A 19,509-nucleotide genomic window follows, 5' to 3' on the forward strand; every position below is an offset into this window, starting at 1 on the left:
TCATTTTTTCACTTCAGCCGGGGCGCGCCCGTAGATGTCGTCGAAGCGCACGATGTCGTCTTCGCCCAGGTATTCGCCGCTCTGCACCTCGATCATCACCAGGTCGATGATGCCGGGGTTGGTCAGGCGGTGTTTATGCCCGGCGGGGATGTAGGTGGACTCGTTGGCGTTGATCAGGAATTCGCGCTCGCCGTTGGTGATCTGCGCGGCGCCGCTGACCACTACCCAGTGTTCGCTGCGGTGGTGGTGCATCTGCAACGACAGCGACGCCTGCGGCTTGACCACGATGCGCTTGATCTTGAAGCGGCTGCTTTCCTCGAGCACGGTGTAGGTGCCCCACGGCCGGGTGACGGTGCGGTGCAGGCTGTACGCCGGATGGTTCTGGCGCTTGAGTTCGGCGACGATGTAGCGCACATCCTGGCTACGGTGGGCGTCGGCGATCAGCAGCGCGTCGGGCGTGTCGACGATGATCAGGTCGCGCACGCCCACCGCGCCGAGTACGCGCTTGGGCGAGTCGATGTAGCAGTTGTGCACGTCATGCAGAATCGCTTCGCCATTGACTTGGTTGCCATGGGCGTCGCTGGGGGTGAGCTGGCGCAGGGCTTCCCACGAGCCGATATCGCTCCAGCCGATGTCGCAGGGCACCACGGCGACTTGCTTGGACTTCTCCATCAAGGCCACGTCGATGGAAATATCCGGCGCGCTGCCGAAAGCATCCGCGTCCAGCTCACGCTGGCGCGAGGTTTTGTTTTGCAGGCTCTGGCTATGGTCCAGCGCGTTGCGGGCGGCTTCCAGCACGTCGGGCGCATGGGTGGCGAGTTCGTCCACCAGGGTGCTGGCCTTGAAGCAGAACATGCCGGCGTTCCACAGGTGCTTGCCGCCGTCGAGATAGCCCTGGGCGGTGGCCAGGTCGGGTTTTTCGACGAAGCGTTTGACCCGGTTGCCCGTGCTTAGCGGCTCACCCTGTTCGATGTAGCCAAAGCCGGTTTCGGGGTGATCCGGCTGGATACCGAACGTCACCAGGTAACCGGCTTCGGCCAGGTCGCGGGCCTGGGTCACGGCCTCGGCAAACGCCACTTCATTGAGGATCAAATGGTCGGCGGGCATCACCAGCAACTGCGCATCGCCGCCAAAATGCTCCTGCACGTGCAACGCCGCCACCGCAATTGCCGCTGCCGTATTACGCCCGAACGGCTCCAGCAGCAGGTCCAGGGGCAGGTGCGCCTTGTTGACCAGGCGGTAGTCATCCAGTGTGCGGAACAGCAGGTCGCGGTTGGTCACCGTCAACACGCTTTCCACGCCGGGCAGTTTGGCCGCGCGCTGAAAGGTTTTCTGCAGCAGGCTCATGCCATCGCGCATGCGCATGAACGGCTTGGGCATGTTCTGCCGGGACACCGGCCACAGCCGCGTGCCCGAACCACCGGAAATGATGCAGGGAATTAATCCGTTGAGGGTGTTCATCAATAGACTTCCTTGGTGGAAAGGACGGCCGGGACCGTCATGAAGACGATGTACAAGTCAAACCACACCGACCACTTGGAGATGTACTCCAGGTCGTACTCGACACGTTTCTGGATCTTGAACAGGGTGTCGGTCTCACCCCGGTAACCGTTGATCTGCGCCCAGCCGGTGATACCCGGCTTGACTCGGTGCCGCGAGCTGTATTCGCTGACCGCCACTTCGAAGGGCACGCCTGCGGCCTTGGTTGCCGTGGCGTGCGGGCGCGGGCCGACGATGGACATGTTGCCCAGCAGCACATTGAACAGTTGCGGCAGCTCGTCGATGCTGGTCTTGCGGATGATGCGGCCCACGCGGGTGATGCGCGGGTCTGCGCGCGTTGTTTGGCGTTCGGCGGTGAAGTCGCTCTGGTCGGTGTACATCGAGCGGAATTTGAACACGCGGATTTCGTTGTCGTTGTAGCCATAGCGGTTCTGGCGAAACAGCACTGGGCCCTTGGAGTCGAGCTTGATCGCAATCGCTGTCGCCACCATCAGCGGTGACAGGCACACCAACGCCAGGCTGGCCAGCAGGAAATCCTCACAGCGCTTGATCACCGGCGACCAGCCACGCAACGGCAACTGTGAAGTGTTGAACATCAGAATGCCGCCCACATCGGTGATTTTGCTGTGGCCGTAGCGCAGGGCCGCCATGTCCGGCACCAGCATGACGTTCACTGACAACTGCCGCAGGCGGTTGACCAAGCCGTGGATGCGTTGCTCGGCGGCCCAGGGCAGGCAGATCATCACTTGGTTGACCTGCTCGGCACGGATCAGTTTTTCGAGGTCGCGGGTATTGCCCAGCAGGGGCAGCTTGCTCAGCTCCTTGGGAATGCGCTCGGTGCGGTCGTCGATAAAACCGACCAGGCCGGAACGGATATCGCCGTTGCGCTGCAGGTGATCGGCGACGTGCACAGCGGTCTCGGTAAAGCCCAGGATCACCGTGCGTTGCAGGTATTTGCCAGCCCGCATCAGCCTGCGATAAAGGCGCAACATCATCAGGCGTTCCAGGCAGAACAACGCCAGGCTGGCGACGTACCACGTCGCCAGGTTACGCGGGGTTAATTGCGGGAACATCTGCAGGATCTGGTACATGAACAACAGAATGCAAAACGCCGCCGACCAGGCTTTGATCTTGGTTTTCAAGCGCAGCCGGTTGCTGAACAATTCTTCGGAATATATGCCCAGGGCCTGAAACAGAATAATGGTCAGGACCGCGAAAAAAACCAGCAGGCCCACGAAATGAGGGCGCAGTTCAGGGTCCATCGGGTCCAGGAAAAGCACCAGGACCAGAGGGGGCAAAATGGCCGTCAGGCCGTGGATCAATTTGACGAAAACGACAAAGAACTCAACAAAACCAGCACGTGTTAAAAACAAGCTGTCGACTGACGACTTCTCTCGCATAAAACCATCCCTCATTGCACTCCAGGCTGCACTGTTCGACTGTTTGCTCAATAAAGCAGCGGGCTGCTTTAGCGTTCAGCTCGAACTGGTTGCACTGGGTAATACGCAACTTTCCAATTCAAATGCACCATCCAAACACAGCTATTCATTTGAAGTGTTTTTGCGGGGGTAGTGACTAAAGGACTGTTCCCTTTATGTGCTCAGTCAATAAATTGACAATGGTGCGGGAGCTGCGTAGTAGACAGTTTTATCATTCTTTTTAGTGGCATTTTATTGACATTCCTTGTCCGAACACGCGGTGATTGGGTGTGTTTTTGAGTGTAGGAACAAATAAGGAATTTTTCCTGCTTAAAGGAGAAAGCTTTTTTGCAGCGCGGTGGGAAAGAGGGACAAAACAGCGGTGGCAGGGCGCACTAAGTGCCCTGCCCATGGGGCTTTCGCCCGATCAGAAGTTACCTTTCAAACTCACCATAAAAATTACGCGGTTCACGATAGAAGTTGCCGCAAAAGCTACGCCTGCGTTCCATTTCGACAGGGCAGTGTCGAACCGGTAGTCACCCCACTCGCGATTACCAGAAACAATGTATCCAGCACAATTTTTTGTTCGCACACGGTACGCCGATTAATCTGCAGGCTTTTGCGGTGGATGGCTTGAGCATGATTGACCTTGCAACCCTGGCGGTTTTTTCGGGGGCTGTGCTGTTGCTGCTGTTATCGCCTGGGCCGAACATGGCCTTTGTGATCAGCCACGGCGTGACTCATGGCTGGCGCGGGGGAGTGACATCAGCCTTGGGTATCAGCGTGGCCGACCTGTTGCTGACCGCATTGACCGCCACAGGGGTGACGGCATTGGTCGCCAGTTGGCCGCCATCCTTCGATTTGATCCGCTATGCGGGAGTGGTTTACCTGCTGTGGCTGGTGGTCAAGACGTTGCAGAAAACCCCAGGGCTGGGCGCGGCCCAGGTCAATCGCATGCCCCTGGGACGAGTGTTTCTGCAGGCCATGTTCAACAGCCTGCTCAACCCCAAGGCATTACTGTTTTTCGTGGTGTTTTTGCCGCAGTTTGTACGGCCGGAGGCGGGGTCCATTGCCGTGCAGTTGATGGTGCTCGGGGGCGTGCTGACGTTAGTCGCTGGGGTGTTTCATGCGGTGCTGGGCATTTTTGGTGGTGCGCTGAGCCGATTCTTCGCCAGGCGCTCAAAAGGCGCCTGGCTACAGAAATGGGGCTTGGCGACGGTGCTGATGGTGCTGGCCGTGCGCCTGGCGGTGATGTCTCGCCCAAGCTGATTCAACTCACGGTGTTAGCCCAGGCGTGCAGCTGCGCGTGCGACGATCTCGCCGCGTACTCTGCGCGATTCGGCCGTGCGGTTGTTGGCTTCCTCCAATACGTGCTTGGGCGCAGTGTCCGGTCGGCCTGCATCGAACGGTGGCGCTGGCGCGTATTCAATCTGCAACTGCACCAGTTGCGCCGTCGCGTCGCTGTACAACTCGGCCGCCAGGGTCAGGGCGAAGTCGATGCCGGCGGTGATGCCGCCACCGGTGAACAGGTTGCCGTCACGCACCACGCGCTCTTGCACCGGGGTCGCGCCGAGCGGGGCGAGCAGGTCGTGGTAAGCCCAGTGAGTCGTCGCCCGGCGCCCGCGCAGCAAACCCGCCGCGCCCAGTACCAGCGAGCCGGTGCACACCGAGGTCACGTAGCGTGCGGTTTGCGCCTGGGCCTTGAGGAAGTCCAGCGTGAGCGGGTCTTCCATCAACGCGCCCACGCCGGAACCGCCGGGCACGCAGATCACATCCAGCAGCGGGCAGTCGGCGTAGGTTATGGTCGGGGTGAACATCAGGCCGGTGCTGGAGGTGACCGGTTCCAGGTCTTTCCACACCAGGTGCAATTTCACGTCCGGCAGCGAACCAAGTACGTCATAAGGGCCGGTGAGGTCAAGTTGCTGGATGCCGGGGAACAACACAAAGCCGATCTGCAAGGTCATGGATAGCGCTCCGATAAAGGGGTGGACGGCTTCACTTTAGTGATTCAGGATTTGGCCTACACGCCATTACGCCCACGAATTACGCCAACATGACAAAAATTATCCATGTACTCGCCTTTCCAGGCGCTCAGATACTTGATGTTACCGGCCCCTTGCAAGTGTTCTCGTCCGCCAATGACCTGGCGCGACAACGGGGCTTCGCGTTGCCGTACGCGGTCAACGTGATCGCTGCTCAGACCTCGGCGGTCATGACCTCGGCAGGCCTTGCAGTGGTGGCTGAGCCCTTGCCGGTGATTGATGCCCCGTGCGATACCCTGGTGATCGCCGGTGGTTGGGGGGTTTATGGCGCTGCCGAGGACGCTGACCTGGTGGATTGGGTGCGACAAAAGAGTGTCAACTCACGCCGGACGGCGTCGGTCTGCACGGGCGCTTTTTTGATGGCGGCCGCAGGCTTGCTCGATGGCTGTCGTGTGGCTACCCATTGGACGCGTTGTGAGGAATTGGCGCTCAAGTATCCGAAATTGCAGGTGGAGGCTAACCCGATTTTTATCCAGCAAGGGGCGCTGTGGACGTCAGCGGGGGTCACCGCCGGTATTGATTTGTGCCTGGCCCTGGTGGAAGACGATCTGGGTGCCGCCGTCGCCCTGGAAGTGGCACGGCACTTGGTGGTGTTTCTGAAACGCCCGGGAGGGCAATCCCAGTTCAGCGTCACCCTGTCTCTGCAACAGGGCAGTGGTCGGTTTGCTGAGTTGCATGCCTGGATCGCCGAGCGTCTGACGTTGAATTGGAATATCTCGACACTGGCGGCCCAGGCCGGGATGAGCGAGCGCAGTTTTGTGCGTCACTACCGGGCTGAAACCGGACGGACGCCAGCACGGGCAGTGGAGCTGATACGAGTGGAAACCGCACGGCGGCGACTGGTTGACGAAGACACGCCGATCAAGCGAGTCGCCTCGCAGTGCGGTTTTAAATGCGAAGAAACCATGCGGCGCAGTTTTCTGCGCGTGCTGGCGGTGACTCCGCAGGCTTACAGGGAGCGATTTTCTCGAATATCAAGCTCGACAGCGTAGGTGTCAATCCAACGGCTCAGCCGTTCGGCAGACTCCACCAGAATACGCTCGAGATCGGAAAAACTGCCAGTGTCACTCTTCGCGCCTAGTTGCTGCAGTGCGACAGGGTCGATGTACGACGTCAGTGAGCCGTCGTGGTTCTGGATGGAGGCGTTGAGCCTGGCGATCAGTCCTTGGTCGTAGCCCGGGTCCTGAATCGACGGAAAGGCTGATTTACCTCTACGCAGGATCGAGTCAGGCAACAGGTCAGCGGCAGCTGCCCGCAACAGCGCTTTGCTCTCGCCGTTGAAGATCTTCATGGCCCACGGGATGTTGAATACGTACTCCACCAGGCGGTGATCGCAGAACGGGACTCGCCCCTCAAGGCCGCTGGCCATCCCCATGCGATCTTTTTTGTCGAGCAGCATCGGCAGCCATCGGGTGAGTGTGAGGTAGTTCAACTCGCGAGTACGTCGCTCTTCCGCAGACTCTCCGTCGAGCCTGGGGACCTCGGCCAACGCTGTGCGGTAGAGTTCGGCTTCATAGTCGTCCAGTTTCAGGTCATCGATAAACTGTTTATGAAACAGCGCTTTGGGGGACAGCCCGCGATGAGCCCCGAGTTTTAGCCATGGAAAGGTTTGCGCCGCCCGAGCCTGCGGGTCAGAAATCCACAGGTAGCCCCCGAATAGTTCATCGGCAGCCTCGCCGGAAAGCGCGACGGTGGCGTGTTGGCGCACGTTGGCAAACAGTTGATGCAGTGAGATGTCCAAGTCGCCAAAGTTGAAGGGCAAGTCCCAGGCACGCATGACTTTTTCACGCAGAGTCGGGTCAAGTAAACTTGCGCGATCCAGGACGATGTTGTGGTGCCGGCTGCCGATGTGGCGTGCGGCTTCGGCTGCGAAAGGCGCGTCGGCGGAGGGCCGGACGGGATCCGGCCGATAGTTTTCAGTGTGTCCCACAAAGTCGATGCAGAACGTCGATAGTGGATCCTCGCCATTGGCCAGACGCTTCTTTTGTGCGAGTGCAGCGACGGTACTAGAGTCCAACCCTCCCGATAGCAGTGCACACAACGGAACGTCAGCAATCATTTGTCGGGCCACAATGTCATCGAGTAGCTCGCGGATGGTGGCAATGGTGGTTTCAAGATCGTCTGTGTGCGGTTTTGCTTCGAGCGCCCAATAGCGTTCTTCGCGTATTTGTCCACGACGCACCCGCAGCAGGTGGCCAGGCTTGAGTTCTTTCATACCGCTGAAGGGCACTTGCCCCGGAGTACGTAAAAATAGGAGTGCGTCGCAGAGGCTTTCACGAGTGGAGAGTGCTTTGACGTCAGGGTTGGCCAGGAGCGCCTTGGGTTCCGAGCCGAAAAGAACGCCGTCGGCCGTTGGATAGTAAAACAGTGGTTTTACCCCAAGCCGGTCCCTGACCAAAATCAGTTCATCATTCGCGCTGTCCCAAATTGCAATTGAGTACATGCCGTTAAGGCGATGCACGAAGTCAGCGCCCCAGTGCAGGTATGCCTGCAGCACCACTTCGGTATCGCAATGCGTCGCGAATCGATAGCCCGCCTGCATCAGTTCAGCGCGCAGCTCGATGAAGTTGTAGGTTTCGCCAGCATAGGAAATGACGGCTCTGGGCAGATTGCCAGGGCCTGTCTGCTGGCTCTGCATCGGTTGCAAACCACGTTCTGGGTCAATGATCGATAGCCTGCGGTGACCCAGGGCTACGTGCTTGTCGATCCAAACACCGCGTGCGTCAGGGCCACGCAGTTTCAGGGTGTCTGTCATCGCGTCGATGGTGGCTGTTTCGTGTCTCAGGTCGTGGGCAAAGTCAACCCAACCGGTTATTCCACACATGGGAATGTACTCCGCTGAAAAAGAGAAATAATGGGTGTCCCTGACACCTCCCCTTGGGTTAGGACCAGGCGTCAGGACCAGGCGTCAGGCCTGAGATGGGATATGAGGGTTGAGCAATGGCGGATCGCTGTGGATATGAACCCGGCGCAGATGTCGACCATTTTTGCTGGTGAAGCTCTCTCGGCCGTGGAGCAGGCTGAAGTTGTCGGTGAGCACGACATCGCCGGTTTGCCACTGATGGGCGTAGTAGGCACGCGGGTCATGCAATGCGGCGCCAAGGCTATCGAGTAATGCGGCGTGCTCGCTGTCGTCGATCCCGCTGAAAGTGTATTGCGATGGATTTATGAAGTCAGTGTCCCCCGCAACCGGTTGTTCGCAATATCGCAGTACAGGGAATTCCCTCCGCGGATGTCGATTGATGATAGGTGCGCTGGCGCAGTTGCTGTAGAGCTCCACCGTTCGTCGGTACGTGCCTTGGGCCCGGCTCCATAAGTTGCGTGTTTCGGGCGTTGCGATGCGCAATGCAACGGGCGTGCAGGCGAACGTGGTGCGCCCACCGTGGGGACAATCGTCGGCTCTCACGCAATGAAATATCTGGAATTCGGGTACGCTCTCCAGATACATGCCGTCCCAATGCAGTGGTACGTAGCTGTTGGAGAAAATATGGTCGTCCGGTGCCAGTTGCTCCTGCAGCTCCAGTACAGCGCCAAAAGGCCACATCATGATTTCGCCGAACGTAGAGCAATATCGCGTGAGGCTTTCTGCTGTATCAAAACTGTCAAAACCGCGAAGAATGACGAGCTGGTGGTTATGTACCAATATGCGGAGCCAGGCAGTCGATAGCTCCCCGAGATGGACGTCGGGATGCCGTGGTGTGATCATCACGCCGAATTCAGGTGGAGTGAGTGTGGCAGGCAGACGCGCCGTGGTGATCAAGTGTGACAGGTTCGGGTCCGTCATACTGCAGCCGCCAGCAAGGAGGTCGTTTGGGATGAGTCAATCGCATAGTGGCTGCGCAGGTCATCTTGCATGATCAGGTGGGCTCCACAGCGTTGTGCGTCCTTGCGGTTCATTAGCTTGAAGTCATCTCCCATACCTACCGCTACGCCATGCCAAGGCGTAATCCAGCTGTCCTGGGCCGGCATCATATGAATGCCTATCTTCAAGCTGCTAACTGGCTGCGGATGGATGGATAATCTGATGGCGTTGGGGAACTCCTGTGCCAAGAGTTCGCCCCACGCCCAACTGCGTTGAATGACCTCGACGGACAGCAGCTTGGCTTTCTTCTGTAGGGCACTTCGTGATCCTGAATAGCCGGGTATCAGGTTGTCTTCAAACATGAAGCGGGTGATTGCCCGATACAACTCAACGCCCTCTGGCGTTTTCATTAACGTTTTTTTAACTGTCGTCAGTGGTTCTGCATAGCCCTCGATCAATAGCCTACGCAACTGGTCAAAGTCATCTGTTAACGCATTGAGTCGAGTGCAATCTTCGAGATTATAGAGCCGTAAATGATGGGCGTGTTTTTGCGCAATTATATGGCCGATTGCAGATTGATACCGACTCACATCTTCGTCATCGACACCTATCACATCGCTGAATACACGCCCATCTGAGCAGATGGTCAGCCGCGCGCCTGGCGCGTAGTGGGATTTTATATCGGTGCATAACTTATCCAGAGACTGTAAGGAAATTCTTTCCGCCAGATCAGGAAGTCGGCCGATCACTTTATCCGGATTAGGCGATTTGGCGGGAAAGGCAGGCAAGACCAATTCGATCGGTCTACCCGCTTCCACGAATCGTTGGATCCGTGGAATCTGAATGGAGTGGATTTGATCGGCTTCCTCGTCCAGCGCGATGGGCAAGGAGGCCCGCTCATCTCGCCGACGAATACGCAGAATTTCGTTCAGAATAATAGAGGACGTATCACTTGGCATGTTATGCATCGGATGTACCTTTTTTGTAGTTGTTTGGTCATTGTTTTTAAGGCGCGGTTTTTTCTGTTTTGGATGGTATTGCCAGCTGCCGTGCACGGCGCTGGCGTAAAAAATAGTTAAAATGTTAGCGATGCCTCGAGCAAGCCTGTACTAACGTTTTGTTACTTTTGCTTTTTTTTGGGTTGGCTTTTGTTTATGTTTTTTCAAGGTTGAGAAAGTACTGGGGGCAGCATTCTTTTTACGCAGGGGTGGCTGAAGTGTCTGTGCTGTATGGCGTTGAGGATTTTTGATGGTGAATGAGTCGCGCGCTGAGGTGGTTTCTAAAGTATTTATATGTACGCATGTTTAAAGTTTCAAAGGGTTGTGTATATTTTTCTGTTTGTGTCGACATAATGATTTGTTATTTTTTTTGGCGTTTCTTCATTGGTAGGTAGGTTTTTCTTTATCTGTGCGTCGAAATTGGTTCGAACGCGTAGCGCAATGACTTACAGCAAAGTGTCGCCGAAGAGGGTAGGCATGTAGCACTGATCTACTGCGAAAAAATCCTGCGTCCCTTGTCAAATGCGAGTAATTCCAATAGCGCGTCAAGGGTAGTCTGCGGCGCTTCCTGGGGGATATTGTGGCCCACGCCGGGCAGCACCTGGCGCCGGTAAAACCCGCTGAAATGCGCCACGTCATCATCCTCTTCGGGTGGCGGGCCCACCCCATCATCGGCACCGCACAGCGAAATGCTTGGCACCGAAATCGGCGGCTGCAATACCAGGGCTTGCTCGATGGCTTCGAGTGCGGGGTCACCAGGCGCATACATAAAACGGTGGCGATAGGAATGGATCACCACCTCGACAAAATCCGGGTTATCAAACGACGGCGCCGTCTGCTCATACAGCCCCGGTCCTTCGGTCCAGGACGGCGACCACAGTGACCACAGCAGTTCGCAGAGTTCGCGACGGTTGGCGGTCAAGCCGTCGACACCGCGCTGGGTATGAAAGTAGTACTGGTACCACAAGCGGTGTTCCGTCTCGGGTGCCCGTGGCGCCAGCGACTCGGCGATGTCCTGGATGTTGTAGCCGTCACCGGTCACCAATCCACTGACGCGATCGGGCCACAGCGCCGCGACGATACACGCGGCACGTCCACCCCAATCGTAGCCGGCGAGGGTCGCCTGTGGGATGCCCAGCGCATCCATGAAGTCCAGCAGGTCCTTGGCCAACGCCGCCTGCTGTCCGGAGCGCATGACGTGTTCGTTGATAAAACGCGTCGGGCCGTAACCGCGCAGGTACGGCACCAGCACCCGCAAGCCATGCCCGGCCAGTACGGGCGCTATCGCGTCATAGGCGCGAGGGTCGTAGGGGAAGCCGTGCAGCAGGATCACAGGTTTTCCATCAGCGGGGCCGTGGGCTTCATACGCCACATCGAGCATGGACGTACGGACGTAAAGCAGCGGGGCAGTGGTGGTCATGGTGAGCGTTCATCGGCTGGCCAGAGGTGCTGGAACTCTAGCCGAAAGCCGTGAACGGGAGGGGTGGAATTTAAGGCAATAGGCTGACGTGTGTAGCCCGAGGTCAGCGCCGTTCGGCGACCTCAGGGTTGCCAGGTGGTTTTTTCCCCGCTGAGCTTACGGTCCAGGAAGGTCGCAGCGCTGATCAACGCCAAGTGGCTCAAGGCTTGCGGCGTATTGCCCAAGTGGCGGGCCTGGCTGTCGAACTCTTCTGCGTACAGCCCCAGAGGGTTGGCGTAACGCAGCAGTTGTTCGAATTCCAGGTGGGCCTTTTCCACTTGCCCGGCGCGGGCCAGGCATTCGACGTACCAGAACGAGCAGGCCGCAAATGCGCCTTCAGTGCCTTGCAGGCCGTCGATCTGGCTGTCGTCGTTGCGATAGCGGTAGACCATGCCGTCGCGCACCAGGCTTTTCTGGATGGCTTCCAGCGTTGAGAGCCAGCGTGGATCGGTCGCCGCGACGAAGCGCACCAACGGCATCAGTAGCATCGAGCCGTCGAGCGCAGTGCTGCCGATATGCTGCACAAAATGTCCGCGTTCTTCGTTCCAGAAGTTGCTCCAGATGTCGGCATAGATCGCTTGGCGGGTCTGGTCCCAACGTGCAAAAGGCGCCGGCAGCGAACGCTTGGACGCCAGGCGGATGGCGCGGTCCAGCGCGACCCAGCACATCAGTCGCGAGTGCAGGAAGTGATGCTGCTCGCCGCGCATTTCCCAGATGCCTACGTCTTTGGTGTTCCAGATCTCGCAGACCTGATCGGCGACTTCTACCGTATGTTTCCAGCCCTCATGAGAGATGGCTTCGCCGTACTTGTTGACCAGGTACACCGCGTCCATCAGTTCGCCGTAGATGTCGAGCTGGATCTGGTCGAACGCCTCGTTGCCAATGCGCACCGGCTTGGCGCCGCCGTGGCCGCTGAAGTGGTCCAGCTCGGCTTCCGGCAGCTCCTGGCGACCATCGATGCCGTAGAGAATATTGATTTTGGTCGGCTGGCCGCAGCAGTCACTGACCCGGCCTTTGAGCCAGCGCATATAAGCGTTGGCTTCTTCGACAAACCCCAGGCGCATAAAGGCGTAGACGGTGAACGAGGCGTCGCGGATCCAGGTGTAGCGGTAGTCCCAGTTACGTTCGCCACCGGGCGTTTCCGGCAGGCTGAAGGTGGCAGCGGCGATGATTGCGCCGTGTTTGCGCGAGGTCAAAAGCTTGAGCGCCAGGGCCGAGCGGTTGACCATTTCGCGCCAGCGGCCACGGTAGTTCGACTGCGCGATCCAGCCGCGCCAGAACTTCAAGGTGTGGGACAGCGCCAGGTCGGTGCAGCCGCCGTCGACGCGTTCATCCTCCTGGCCGCCCAAGACGAACTCGGCACCTTCTTCCTGGTCCAGGGTAAAACTGGCCACGGCGGCGCCGTCCTTGATCTGCAACGGCTGGCTGCTGGCCAGGCGCAGGCCAGGTTGGCCGTCGGCGCTGAAACACACCTTGCCGTTGTCGAGGCTGGCGTGGGTAGGCGTGCGTGCGTAGTCGTGGCGCACCGCGCAACGCAGATGAAGGGTGGCCTTGCCACTGACCACGCGCACTCGGCGGATCAGCAGCGGCAGGTCTTCGATTTCTTCGCTGATGACCAACAGATCAGTGATCTCCACCACGGCTTCGTCGCTGAGCCAGCGGGTCTGCAGCACGTTGGTGTCGGGCAGGTAAATTTGTTCGCGCCGCGCGTTGGGCAGGTCCGGGGCGAGTTGGAAAATGCCGGCGTCGGGGCTGTCCAGCAGCGAGCAGAAGATCGACGGGCTGTCGAATTCCGGCCAGCAGAAGAAGTCGATGCTGCCTTTATCGTTTACCAAGGCCGCACTGCGCATATCGCCGATGATGCCGTGGGCATCGATGGCGCTTTGTTGTTCGTTCAAATCAACCATTGCCACGAAACTCCGGATAAAGGCTCATGCCGCCATCGATAAAGAGCGTGCTGCCCACGACGTAGTCGGAAGCATCACTGGCCAGCCACACCACGGCGTTGGCTACATCTTCTACATCGCCGACGCGGCCATAGGGAATCAGCTTCAGCAACTCCTTCTCTGCGGCACCTTCAGTGGCCGCACGGTTGATCGCCGTACGAATCGCGCCGGGCGCAATGCCGTTGATGCGGATGCGCTGTTCGCTGACTTCCTGGGCGAGAGTGCGCATCAGCATTTCCACGCCACCTTTGGACGCCGCGTAATTCACATGCCCGGCCCAGGGGATCAACTGGTGCACCGAGCTCATGTGGATGATTTTGCCTGCCGCCCGCGACACACCCTCGCGCACGCCCTGGCGATTGAAGATCCGCACAGCCGCCCGCGCACACAGAAACTGGCCGGTGAGGTTGACGCCGATCACTGCGTTCCAGTCGTCGAGGCTCATGTCGACCAGGTTGGCGTCCTTTTGCATGCCGGAATTGGCCACCAGGATGTCCAGGCGGCCAAAGGCATCCAGCGCCTGGGCAAACAGCCGCTCCACGTCCGCTTCTTTAGACACGTCGGCGCCGATCGCAATCGCCCGGCCGCCGCTGGCATTGATCTGTTCGGCAAGGGCTTCGGCGGGCGCCGCCTGGGCATTGTAATTCAGCACCACGGCCGCTCCGGCCTGTGCCAGAGCCTTGGCCGCGCCGGCACCGATGCCGGAACTGGCGCCTGTCACCAGTGCCACTTGTTGTTCCAACGAAATATGCATTGCTCACCCAGCCTTAAATCCGTGAGTTCAAGTAGCTGACTGATAGCGCGCAAGGGAAGTTCACCCGTGTGAAATTAGCGACTACAACCATGGTGAAAAATGGAATAACAGAACTATAAAAAATAACCATAAGATACTAAAAAACCGCTCAAAAGCGTTTGACAGGCTTTTTCGCCCCGTGTCTTATAGGCACACCTCAACCCGCTCCGTTGGTAGTTCGGAAGTCATCGCGGGGCCAGCAATAAGAGATATCTATGTGCCTCTCGGCCGATATAGGGGAACAGCCCGTTCAGGAAACAGCCGCTGCCTTAGTTGGCGTGCCTAAGTTAGTTATCTTCGATTGCGACGGTGTGCTTGTCCAAAGCGAAGAAATAACCCTGTCTGTGTTGATCGCCCTGCTAAATGCGTTAGTACCGGACGACGCGATGTTAGATGCCACACGTTTTATCGAACACTTCCGTGGGCGCAAGGTTGTTGAGTGTTTACGCGAGGCGGAACAGCTTTTAAATGTTCGCCTGGACAGTGAGTTTGAACAGCGCTTTCGAAAGCAGGCATTGGACGCACTGACAAAACGTTTAAAAGCCACTGATGGAATGATTGAAGTACTGCAAGCGCTGACCGTTCCTTTTTGCGTAGCGTCCAGTGCGCCACGTGACAAGATAGAACACTGTCTGCGCCTTACCGGGCTGCTCTCTTATTTCGAAGGGCGAATATTCAGTTGTTATGAGTTGGGCAGTTGGAAGCCTGATCCCTTAGTGTTTCTGACGGCGTGTGATGCTTACGGTATTGATGTGAGTGATGCATTGGTTGTTGAAGACAGTGTGACCGGTATTCAGGCTGCTGTTGCCGCCCATCTACGTGTCTTGGGCTTTGGCCCTCCGCATCGGCATCCGCAGTTAGTGGCTGCCGGCGCACGGCCGATTGCCGATATACGTGAAATGCTGGCCGTTTTTAATTGATCTTATTACTCAGGGAGGAGGCGTCGTGAATATACGTGGTTACGTAGAACGGCTTAAACGCAACAATCATTATTCAGAAGTGTGGTGGGATTCATCGCCTGCCGTGTACCTGCCTTATAAACAGCACTTGTTGGAAAAGTACCCGGCGGCGACGACTTATATAGATGCGTTGATGCCGGATGATATCGCCCAGCCCAGAGGCTTGTGCAGTGTGACCACCAACCCGCGGTTGGTGACGGCCGTTATCCTCGAAAAGCGCGAGTATTGGTCATCGCGTTTCAACCTCGCGAGCCTGTCTCCCAGTGAGCTGCGCAAGCAGTTGTACAACGAAGTCATCCTCGAAGGCGCCGCGACGCTCAAGCCGCTGTGGGTTCAATCGGCGCAGGTCGAGGGCTGGATTTCCGCCCAGGTCGACCCGGTGGATGTGCGCTGCACCGAGCGCATGACCGCCAGGGGCCTGGAACTGCATCGCCTCGCACCTAACGTGATGGTCAAGGTGCCGGGCAGCCTCGAAGGGATGGCGACTGTAGAACAGCTGGTCGCCCTGGGCGCGTCGGTGAATATCACCTTCTGCTTCACGGTGGCGCAGTTCCAGGCCGGTATCCAAGCCATCGAACGCGGCCTGGCGACTGCACGCCGCAACGGTATCGACACCCGTCGCTGCAAGTACGTCATCACCTTCATGATTGGGCGTTTCGCCTGCCAACCTGAGTTCACGTTGCAGGCGGCGGAGCGTGGTCTGGTCTTGAGTGCCGAGGAACTGCGCTGGGCTGAATTGATGATCTACGAGCAGGTCCAGGCGCTGGTCGCGGCCTCGACCGTGCCGGTCAAAACCTTGCTTTCCAGTATAAAAATCGACGTGGACGAGCGTGGCAACAAGCACTGCTGGCACTTGGAAAAGACCGGGCAGACGGCGACCTGCTACACGCTGACGCCGGAGGTGGTGGAGTTTCTGATCGAGCGCGAGAGCCATGGCAAGCCGGTGGTGCCTGCGGTGGAACCCCAGAAGCCGCCTGCGTCGACCTTCGCCAAGCTGATCCGCATCCCGTATTTCTACGAAGCCTATTTCATCGACAGCATCGAGCCGTACGACTTTGGCAACCACGAGGCGTTTATCAACGCCTGCAATGAAGCCAACAGCGCACACCGGCGCCTGGCGGACTACTGCGTGCGGCTCTGCCCGGTAACCAAACCCTTCAAGCGCGCGCTCAACGCGCTGCTGGCCGCCGAATTCGGGGTGATCGCATGAACCGGATGATCGGGTTGTGGGCCCACCCACGTTCGCGCTCCACCGTATTGGAGCGCGTGTTTATCGAGCGGGGGGATTTCGAGGTCTTCCACGAGCCCTTTGCGCATATGGCGTTTTCAGAGGACTCGGCGATCCCTTCGGATGAGTGGGATCACAGTTTGCCCACCACTTACCAGGGCATAAAAGAACACTTGGTCACGGCGCGCGAACGAACTAACGTTTTTCATAAAGATATGTGTTACCACTGTTTGGATGATTTGAAAGTTGATGTCGGCTTTCTGGCGCAACAGGATAATATCTTTCTTATTCGCGAACCCGCCAGCAGCATTATTTCCCATCATCGAGTCCACCCCGATATGCCGTTGCAGGCCATCGGGCATAAAGCGCTGTACGACATATTCTGTGTGGTCACTAAACTCACAGGCCACGTTCCTTATGTCATTAATGCAGATGATTTGGCCGCCGAGCCGGAGCGGGTGATTCGCAAACTGTGTGATCACTTGGGTATTGAATTTCTGCCGCACGCAATGACCTGGAAACGCGAGTGTCCACAACAATGGAAAACCTGGCGGAGTTGGCATGTGGCTGCGGAAAATAGCGATCGCATTGTTTCGCCGGATCATCACACTATCGATATCGAGGCTTTCGAACAGTACCCAAAGTTAAAGAAAATGTATGAATACCATCGGACTTTTTACGCGCGCATGAATGAGTTTTGTCAATAAGGATATTTGTATGAAGAAGCTGATTATCACCGGAGCGGCCAACGGAATTGGTCGAGCGACTGTCGAGATGGCTATTCAACAGGGTTACTTTGTTATCGGCGCCGACAAAGATGCCGGGGGGCTGAAAGTGTTGCAGGACCTTTACAGCGCGGACGTGTTTGAAGCACAGGTTGCCGACTTTTCTGATATGACCGTTATCAAAAGTTTTATCCCAACCCTGTATGAGCGCCACGCGACTGTTTATGGACTGGTCAATAACGCCGGCCTTTATCACGGCAAAAGTGTCTACGCCTATTCCGATGAGCAAATAGACGAGATCCTCAACGTCAACCTCAAGGCGCTGGTCTATCTCTCCAAAGACTTCGCCGAACGGGAAATGAAGCACGAGGCCCCGCGCAGCATCGTCAATATCGCCTCGGTGGCCGGTGAAGTCGGCAGCTGCGATGCCCTCTACGGTGCCACCAAGGCAGCGGTGATCGGCCTGACCAAGGCCAACGCCTGGAATTTCGCACCGTTTGTGCGGGTGAACGCGGTGTCCCCGGCGCTGATCCACGAAACCGCCATCTACGACACCATCCCTGAATACCGGCGTGCCGAGTACGCACGCCAGGAAGTCCTCAAGGACCCGATCCTGCCCAGCGGCGTTGCCGAGGTCATCATGCTGCTGGTTGGCGATGCAATGCGCCACATCACCGGCAGGGTCATTCCGGTCGACAACGGAGCCTACCCACGATGAGCCAGTCGATGCCCAGGAAAAAACTGCTGCTGGTCGGCGCCGGCAACCTGTGCCTGCAGATCCTCAAGATTCTCGGCCCCAAAAACGCTTTCGACTTTGTAGTACTGGGCCGCAATGAAGAGTCGACGATTCGGCTGTGTAACCTGGTAGAGCTGTCGTGTGCGCAATTAGGGCAATTCATTGCCATCAAGCCGGTGGTCGCCGACCTGACAGATATCGCGACAGTCGCGCAATTGCTGCGTGAAGAAGCGCCGGATATGCTGGTGAACTGCGCGTCGCTGCAGTCCTGGCGGGTTATTACCGGGTTGCCCAAGCTGTCGTTCGAGAAGCTTGACCAAGCTCAGTTCGGTCCCTGGCTGCCCATGCACCTGACGCTGATGCATTGCCTGATGCGAGCGGTAAAAGCCTCGGGCATCACCACTAAAACCGTTAATGCAGCGTTCCCCGATGCGGTCAATCCGATTCTGGCGCGCATTGGCCTGGCGCCGGATATCGGCGTGGGCAATGTGGCCAACCTGGTTCCCGCTGTGCGGTTTTCCATCGCCCGCTTGCTCGAATGCGCGCCCGCTGATGTGCAAGTGCAGCTGTATGCCCAGCATTACTTCAGCCACTACGTGCCGCGTGGTGGCTTGCCCCCGCGTGCCAGTTACCGGTTGTTGTATGAGGTGCGCGATCGGCCGGAGCTGGCTGGTCCGTCGGCCGAGGCGATTTTCTCTACGGTGAAATCCGAATTCCGTCGCCTGGGCGGGGTGGATGGGCAGTTCCTCACGGCATGTTCCGCCGTCACCGTCATCGAAGGGCTGTTCTCACCCACGCCGGTTGTGGTGCACGCACCAGGCCCCCTCGGGCTTCCGGGCGGTTACCCGGTGTTGCTGCACGAGGGGCGGATCGAGGTGCAGTTCTCCGAGGCTTGTCCAAAGGACGAAGCGGTGCGCATCAACACCATTTGCCAGAGCCAGGATGGCATTGACGAAATCCATTGTGACGGCTCAGTCAGCTACAACCCCCAGTGCATGGCCGTCATGCAATCGATGCTGGGGTATTCCAAGAACACCATGTCTATCGAGCAGTCCGCCGAGTTCGCCCTCGAGTTGGCGAGCAAGTACCTGTCCTTCAAGAATTCAACCTGGTAGGTGTGTGATGAATCAGATTTCCGAGCGCAAGCACAACGAAGTTGCCAGTTATTCCACGCAGTACTCGGCGGATTTCGTCGAGCGTTGGGATGAGTTGATCGACTGGGAAAAACGCAAGGCAGGGGAGGGCGGGTTCTTTGAAAACCTGCTGCACAAGCACGGCGTGCGCTCGGTCATAGACGTATCGACGGGCAGTGGTTTTCATGCGGTGCAGCTCAAGCAGGCGGGCTTTGATGTGGTCGCCACGGATGGCAGCAGCACGATGTTGACCAAGGCGCGGGCGAACTTTCGCAAACACGGGCTGGACATTGAGTCCAATTACCGCGACTGGCACTCACTGGACCCGCAGGAGCTGGGCCAATTCGACGCCGTGGTGTGCCTGGGCAGTTCGCTGTGCCATGTGTTCGCCGCTCACGACCGATTGAGCGTGTTGGCGAAGTTCAGGGCATTGCTCAAGCCGGGTGGCCTGTTGATTGTGGACCAGCGTAATTTCCTGGCTATTCGCGCAGGTAATTTCAAGGCCAGCGGCAATTATTATTACTGCGGTACAAACGCATCCGTGAGCTTGGGGCAGGTCGATGAGCACCTGTGTGAGTTCATCTACAACTTTGATAACAAAGAACGCTACACGTTGAAGGTTTACCCGTTGTTGCCGGGCGAGTTGGCCACTGAAATGCTGGCTTCCGGGTTTCGCGCCCATGAGAGCTACGGTGATTTCAAGTCTGTCTACGACATGATGAATTGCGATTTCGTCATCCACACCGCGGGCGCTGAATGAGAGGTCGATG

17 protein-coding genes are annotated in these 19,509 nt (G+C 57.8%); 8 read left to right on the plus strand and 9 right to left on the minus strand.

The window, feature by feature from the left end; all coding sequences use genetic code 11:
• Together HU722_RS10595 and HU722_RS10600 are read right to left on the minus strand one after the other, a co-directional pair.
• Window positions 1-1,461 carry a mannose-1-phosphate guanylyltransferase/mannose-6-phosphate isomerase gene (locus HU722_RS10595; protein WP_065945885.1) on the minus strand — a complete coding sequence of 487 codons (1,461 nt, stop codon included), beginning with the start codon at window positions 1,459-1,461 and terminating at the stop codon, window positions 1-3.
• A complete protein-coding gene (locus tag HU722_RS10600) occupies window positions 1,461-2,900 on the minus strand; it encodes an undecaprenyl-phosphate glucose phosphotransferase (protein WP_065874607.1) in 1,440 nt (479 codons plus the stop codon). Before HU722_RS10600 ends, HU722_RS10595 begins: the two co-directional genes overlap by 1 nt.
• A gap of 657 nt (window positions 2,901-3,557) precedes the next feature.
• Here HU722_RS10600 and HU722_RS10605 point away from each other — a divergent pair.
• Window positions 3,558-4,187: a LysE family translocator gene (locus tag HU722_RS10605; protein ID WP_065874646.1), complete on the plus strand. Its 630-nt coding sequence runs from the start codon at window positions 3,558-3,560 to the stop codon at window positions 4,185-4,187.
• A gap of 14 nt (window positions 4,188-4,201) precedes the next feature.
• On the opposite strand, the gene inhA is transcribed toward HU722_RS10605, so the two are convergent.
• Entirely contained in the window at window positions 4,202-4,882 is a 681-nt protein-coding gene (inhA, locus tag HU722_RS10610; protein ID WP_065874608.1) for an isonitrile hydratase, read from the minus strand.
• Window positions 4,883-4,971: 89 nt separating this feature from the next.
• Between inhA and HU722_RS10615 the strand changes: the two genes are divergently transcribed.
• Complete coding sequence (locus tag HU722_RS10615; RefSeq protein ID WP_065880032.1) at window positions 4,972-5,952, plus strand: GlxA family transcriptional regulator; 981 nt, start codon at window positions 4,972-4,974, stop codon at window positions 5,950-5,952.
• Here the strand turns inward: HU722_RS10615 and asnB are convergent.
• The 6 genes from asnB to HU722_RS10645 form a co-directional block, all read right to left on the minus strand.
• Window positions 5,910-7,784: an asparagine synthase (glutamine-hydrolyzing) gene (gene asnB, locus HU722_RS10620; protein WP_065874610.1), complete on the minus strand. Its 1,875-nt coding sequence runs from the start codon at window positions 7,782-7,784 to the stop codon at window positions 5,910-5,912. The two genes, HU722_RS10615 and asnB, sit on opposite strands and share 43 nt — an antisense overlap.
• A gap of 84 nt (window positions 7,785-7,868) precedes the next feature.
• A complete protein-coding gene (locus HU722_RS10625; RefSeq protein WP_186754587.1) occupies window positions 7,869-8,744 on the minus strand; it encodes a TauD/TfdA family dioxygenase in 876 nt (291 codons plus the stop codon).
• Window positions 8,741-9,730, minus strand: coding sequence for an L-tyrosine/L-tryptophan isonitrile synthase family protein (locus HU722_RS10630; protein WP_065874613.1), 990 nt, complete (start codon window positions 9,728-9,730; stop codon window positions 8,741-8,743). The genes HU722_RS10625 and HU722_RS10630 overlap by 4 nt, the downstream gene beginning before the upstream one ends.
• 520 nt (window positions 9,731-10,250) lie before the next feature.
• Window positions 10,251-11,180, minus strand: coding sequence for an alpha/beta fold hydrolase (locus tag HU722_RS10635; RefSeq protein WP_065880030.1), 930 nt, complete (start codon window positions 11,178-11,180; stop codon window positions 10,251-10,253).
• Between the two features lie 122 nt (window positions 11,181-11,302).
• Window positions 11,303-13,126 carry a glycoside hydrolase family 15 protein gene (locus HU722_RS10640; RefSeq protein WP_065874615.1) on the minus strand — a complete coding sequence of 608 codons (1,824 nt, stop codon included), beginning with the start codon at window positions 13,124-13,126 and terminating at the stop codon, window positions 11,303-11,305.
• Window positions 13,119-13,919 (minus strand): glucose 1-dehydrogenase, encoded by an 801-nt coding sequence (locus tag HU722_RS10645; RefSeq protein ID WP_065874616.1) that lies wholly within the window; start codon window positions 13,917-13,919, stop codon window positions 13,119-13,121. The genes HU722_RS10640 and HU722_RS10645 overlap by 8 nt, the downstream gene beginning before the upstream one ends.
• A gap of 254 nt (window positions 13,920-14,173) precedes the next feature.
• Between HU722_RS10645 and HU722_RS10650 the strand changes: the two genes are divergently transcribed.
• The 6 genes from HU722_RS10650 to HU722_RS10675 are packed head-to-tail and all read left to right on the plus strand — an operon-like array spanning window position 14,174 to window position 19,499.
• Complete coding sequence (locus HU722_RS10650; RefSeq protein WP_065874617.1) at window positions 14,174-14,878, plus strand: HAD family hydrolase; 705 nt, start codon at window positions 14,174-14,176, stop codon at window positions 14,876-14,878.
• A 25-nt stretch (window positions 14,879-14,903) separates the two neighbouring features.
• A complete protein-coding gene (locus HU722_RS10655; protein WP_065874618.1) occupies window positions 14,904-16,127 on the plus strand; it encodes a transaldolase family protein in 1,224 nt (407 codons plus the stop codon).
• Window positions 16,124-16,852, plus strand: coding sequence for a sulfotransferase-like domain-containing protein (locus HU722_RS10660; protein ID WP_065880029.1), 729 nt, complete (start codon window positions 16,124-16,126; stop codon window positions 16,850-16,852). The genes HU722_RS10655 and HU722_RS10660 overlap by 4 nt, the downstream gene beginning before the upstream one ends.
• A gap of 10 nt (window positions 16,853-16,862) precedes the next feature.
• Window positions 16,863-17,588: an SDR family NAD(P)-dependent oxidoreductase gene (locus HU722_RS10665; protein WP_065874620.1), complete on the plus strand. Its 726-nt coding sequence runs from the start codon at window positions 16,863-16,865 to the stop codon at window positions 17,586-17,588.
• Window positions 17,585-18,721 carry an SDR family oxidoreductase gene (locus tag HU722_RS10670; RefSeq protein WP_065874621.1) on the plus strand — a complete coding sequence of 379 codons (1,137 nt, stop codon included), beginning with the start codon at window positions 17,585-17,587 and terminating at the stop codon, window positions 18,719-18,721. The genes HU722_RS10665 and HU722_RS10670 overlap by 4 nt, the downstream gene beginning before the upstream one ends.
• A gap of 7 nt (window positions 18,722-18,728) precedes the next feature.
• On the plus strand, window positions 18,729-19,499 hold the full coding sequence (locus HU722_RS10675) for a class I SAM-dependent methyltransferase (RefSeq protein WP_186754588.1): 771 nt from the start codon (window positions 18,729-18,731) through the stop codon (window positions 19,497-19,499).
• Window positions 19,500-19,509: the final 10 nt, after the last annotated feature.

Source organism: Pseudomonas tritici (assembly GCF_014268275.3).
GTDB classification, from domain to species: domain Bacteria; phylum Pseudomonadota; class Gammaproteobacteria; order Pseudomonadales; family Pseudomonadaceae; genus Aquipseudomonas; species Aquipseudomonas tritici.

What these genes read in the sequence shown, in the direction of transcription:
- HU722_RS10595 (WP_065945885.1), bottom strand. Translation starts at nt 1,461, where the DNA reads ATGAACACCCTCAACGGATTAATTCCCTGCATCATTTCCGGTGGTTCG.
- HU722_RS10600 (WP_065874607.1), bottom strand. Translation starts at nt 2,900, where the DNA reads ATGCGAGAGAAGTCGTCAGTCGACAGCTTGTTTTTAACACGTGCTGGT.
- HU722_RS10605 (WP_065874646.1), top strand. Translation starts at nt 3,558, where the DNA reads ATGATTGACCTTGCAACCCTGGCGGTTTTTTCGGGGGCTGTGCTGTTG.
- inhA (WP_065874608.1), bottom strand. Translation starts at nt 4,882, where the DNA reads ATGACCTTGCAGATCGGCTTTGTGTTGTTCCCCGGCATCCAGCAACTT.
- HU722_RS10615 (WP_065880032.1), top strand. Translation starts at nt 4,972, where the DNA reads ATGACAAAAATTATCCATGTACTCGCCTTTCCAGGCGCTCAGATACTT.
- asnB (WP_065874610.1), bottom strand. Translation starts at nt 7,784, where the DNA reads ATGTGTGGAATAACCGGTTGGGTTGACTTTGCCCACGACCTGAGACAC.
- HU722_RS10625 (WP_186754587.1), bottom strand. Translation starts at nt 8,744, where the DNA reads ATGACGGACCCGAACCTGTCACACTTGATCACCACGGCGCGTCTGCCT.
- HU722_RS10630 (WP_065874613.1), bottom strand. Translation starts at nt 9,730, where the DNA reads ATGCATAACATGCCAAGTGATACGTCCTCTATTATTCTGAACGAAATT.
- HU722_RS10635 (WP_065880030.1), bottom strand. Translation starts at nt 11,180, where the DNA reads ATGACCACCACTGCCCCGCTGCTTTACGTCCGTACGTCCATGCTCGAT.
- HU722_RS10640 (WP_065874615.1), bottom strand. Translation starts at nt 13,126, where the DNA reads ATGGTTGATTTGAACGAACAACAAAGCGCCATCGATGCCCACGGCATC.
- HU722_RS10645 (WP_065874616.1), bottom strand. Translation starts at nt 13,919, where the DNA reads ATGCATATTTCGTTGGAACAACAAGTGGCACTGGTGACAGGCGCCAGT.
- HU722_RS10650 (WP_065874617.1), top strand. Translation starts at nt 14,174, where the DNA reads ATGTGCCTCTCGGCCGATATAGGGGAACAGCCCGTTCAGGAAACAGCC.
- HU722_RS10660 (WP_065880029.1), top strand. Translation starts at nt 16,124, where the DNA reads ATGAACCGGATGATCGGGTTGTGGGCCCACCCACGTTCGCGCTCCACC.
- HU722_RS10665 (WP_065874620.1), top strand. Translation starts at nt 16,863, where the DNA reads ATGAAGAAGCTGATTATCACCGGAGCGGCCAACGGAATTGGTCGAGCG.
- HU722_RS10670 (WP_065874621.1), top strand. Translation starts at nt 17,585, where the DNA reads ATGAGCCAGTCGATGCCCAGGAAAAAACTGCTGCTGGTCGGCGCCGGC.
- HU722_RS10675 (WP_186754588.1), top strand. Translation starts at nt 18,729, where the DNA reads ATGAATCAGATTTCCGAGCGCAAGCACAACGAAGTTGCCAGTTATTCC.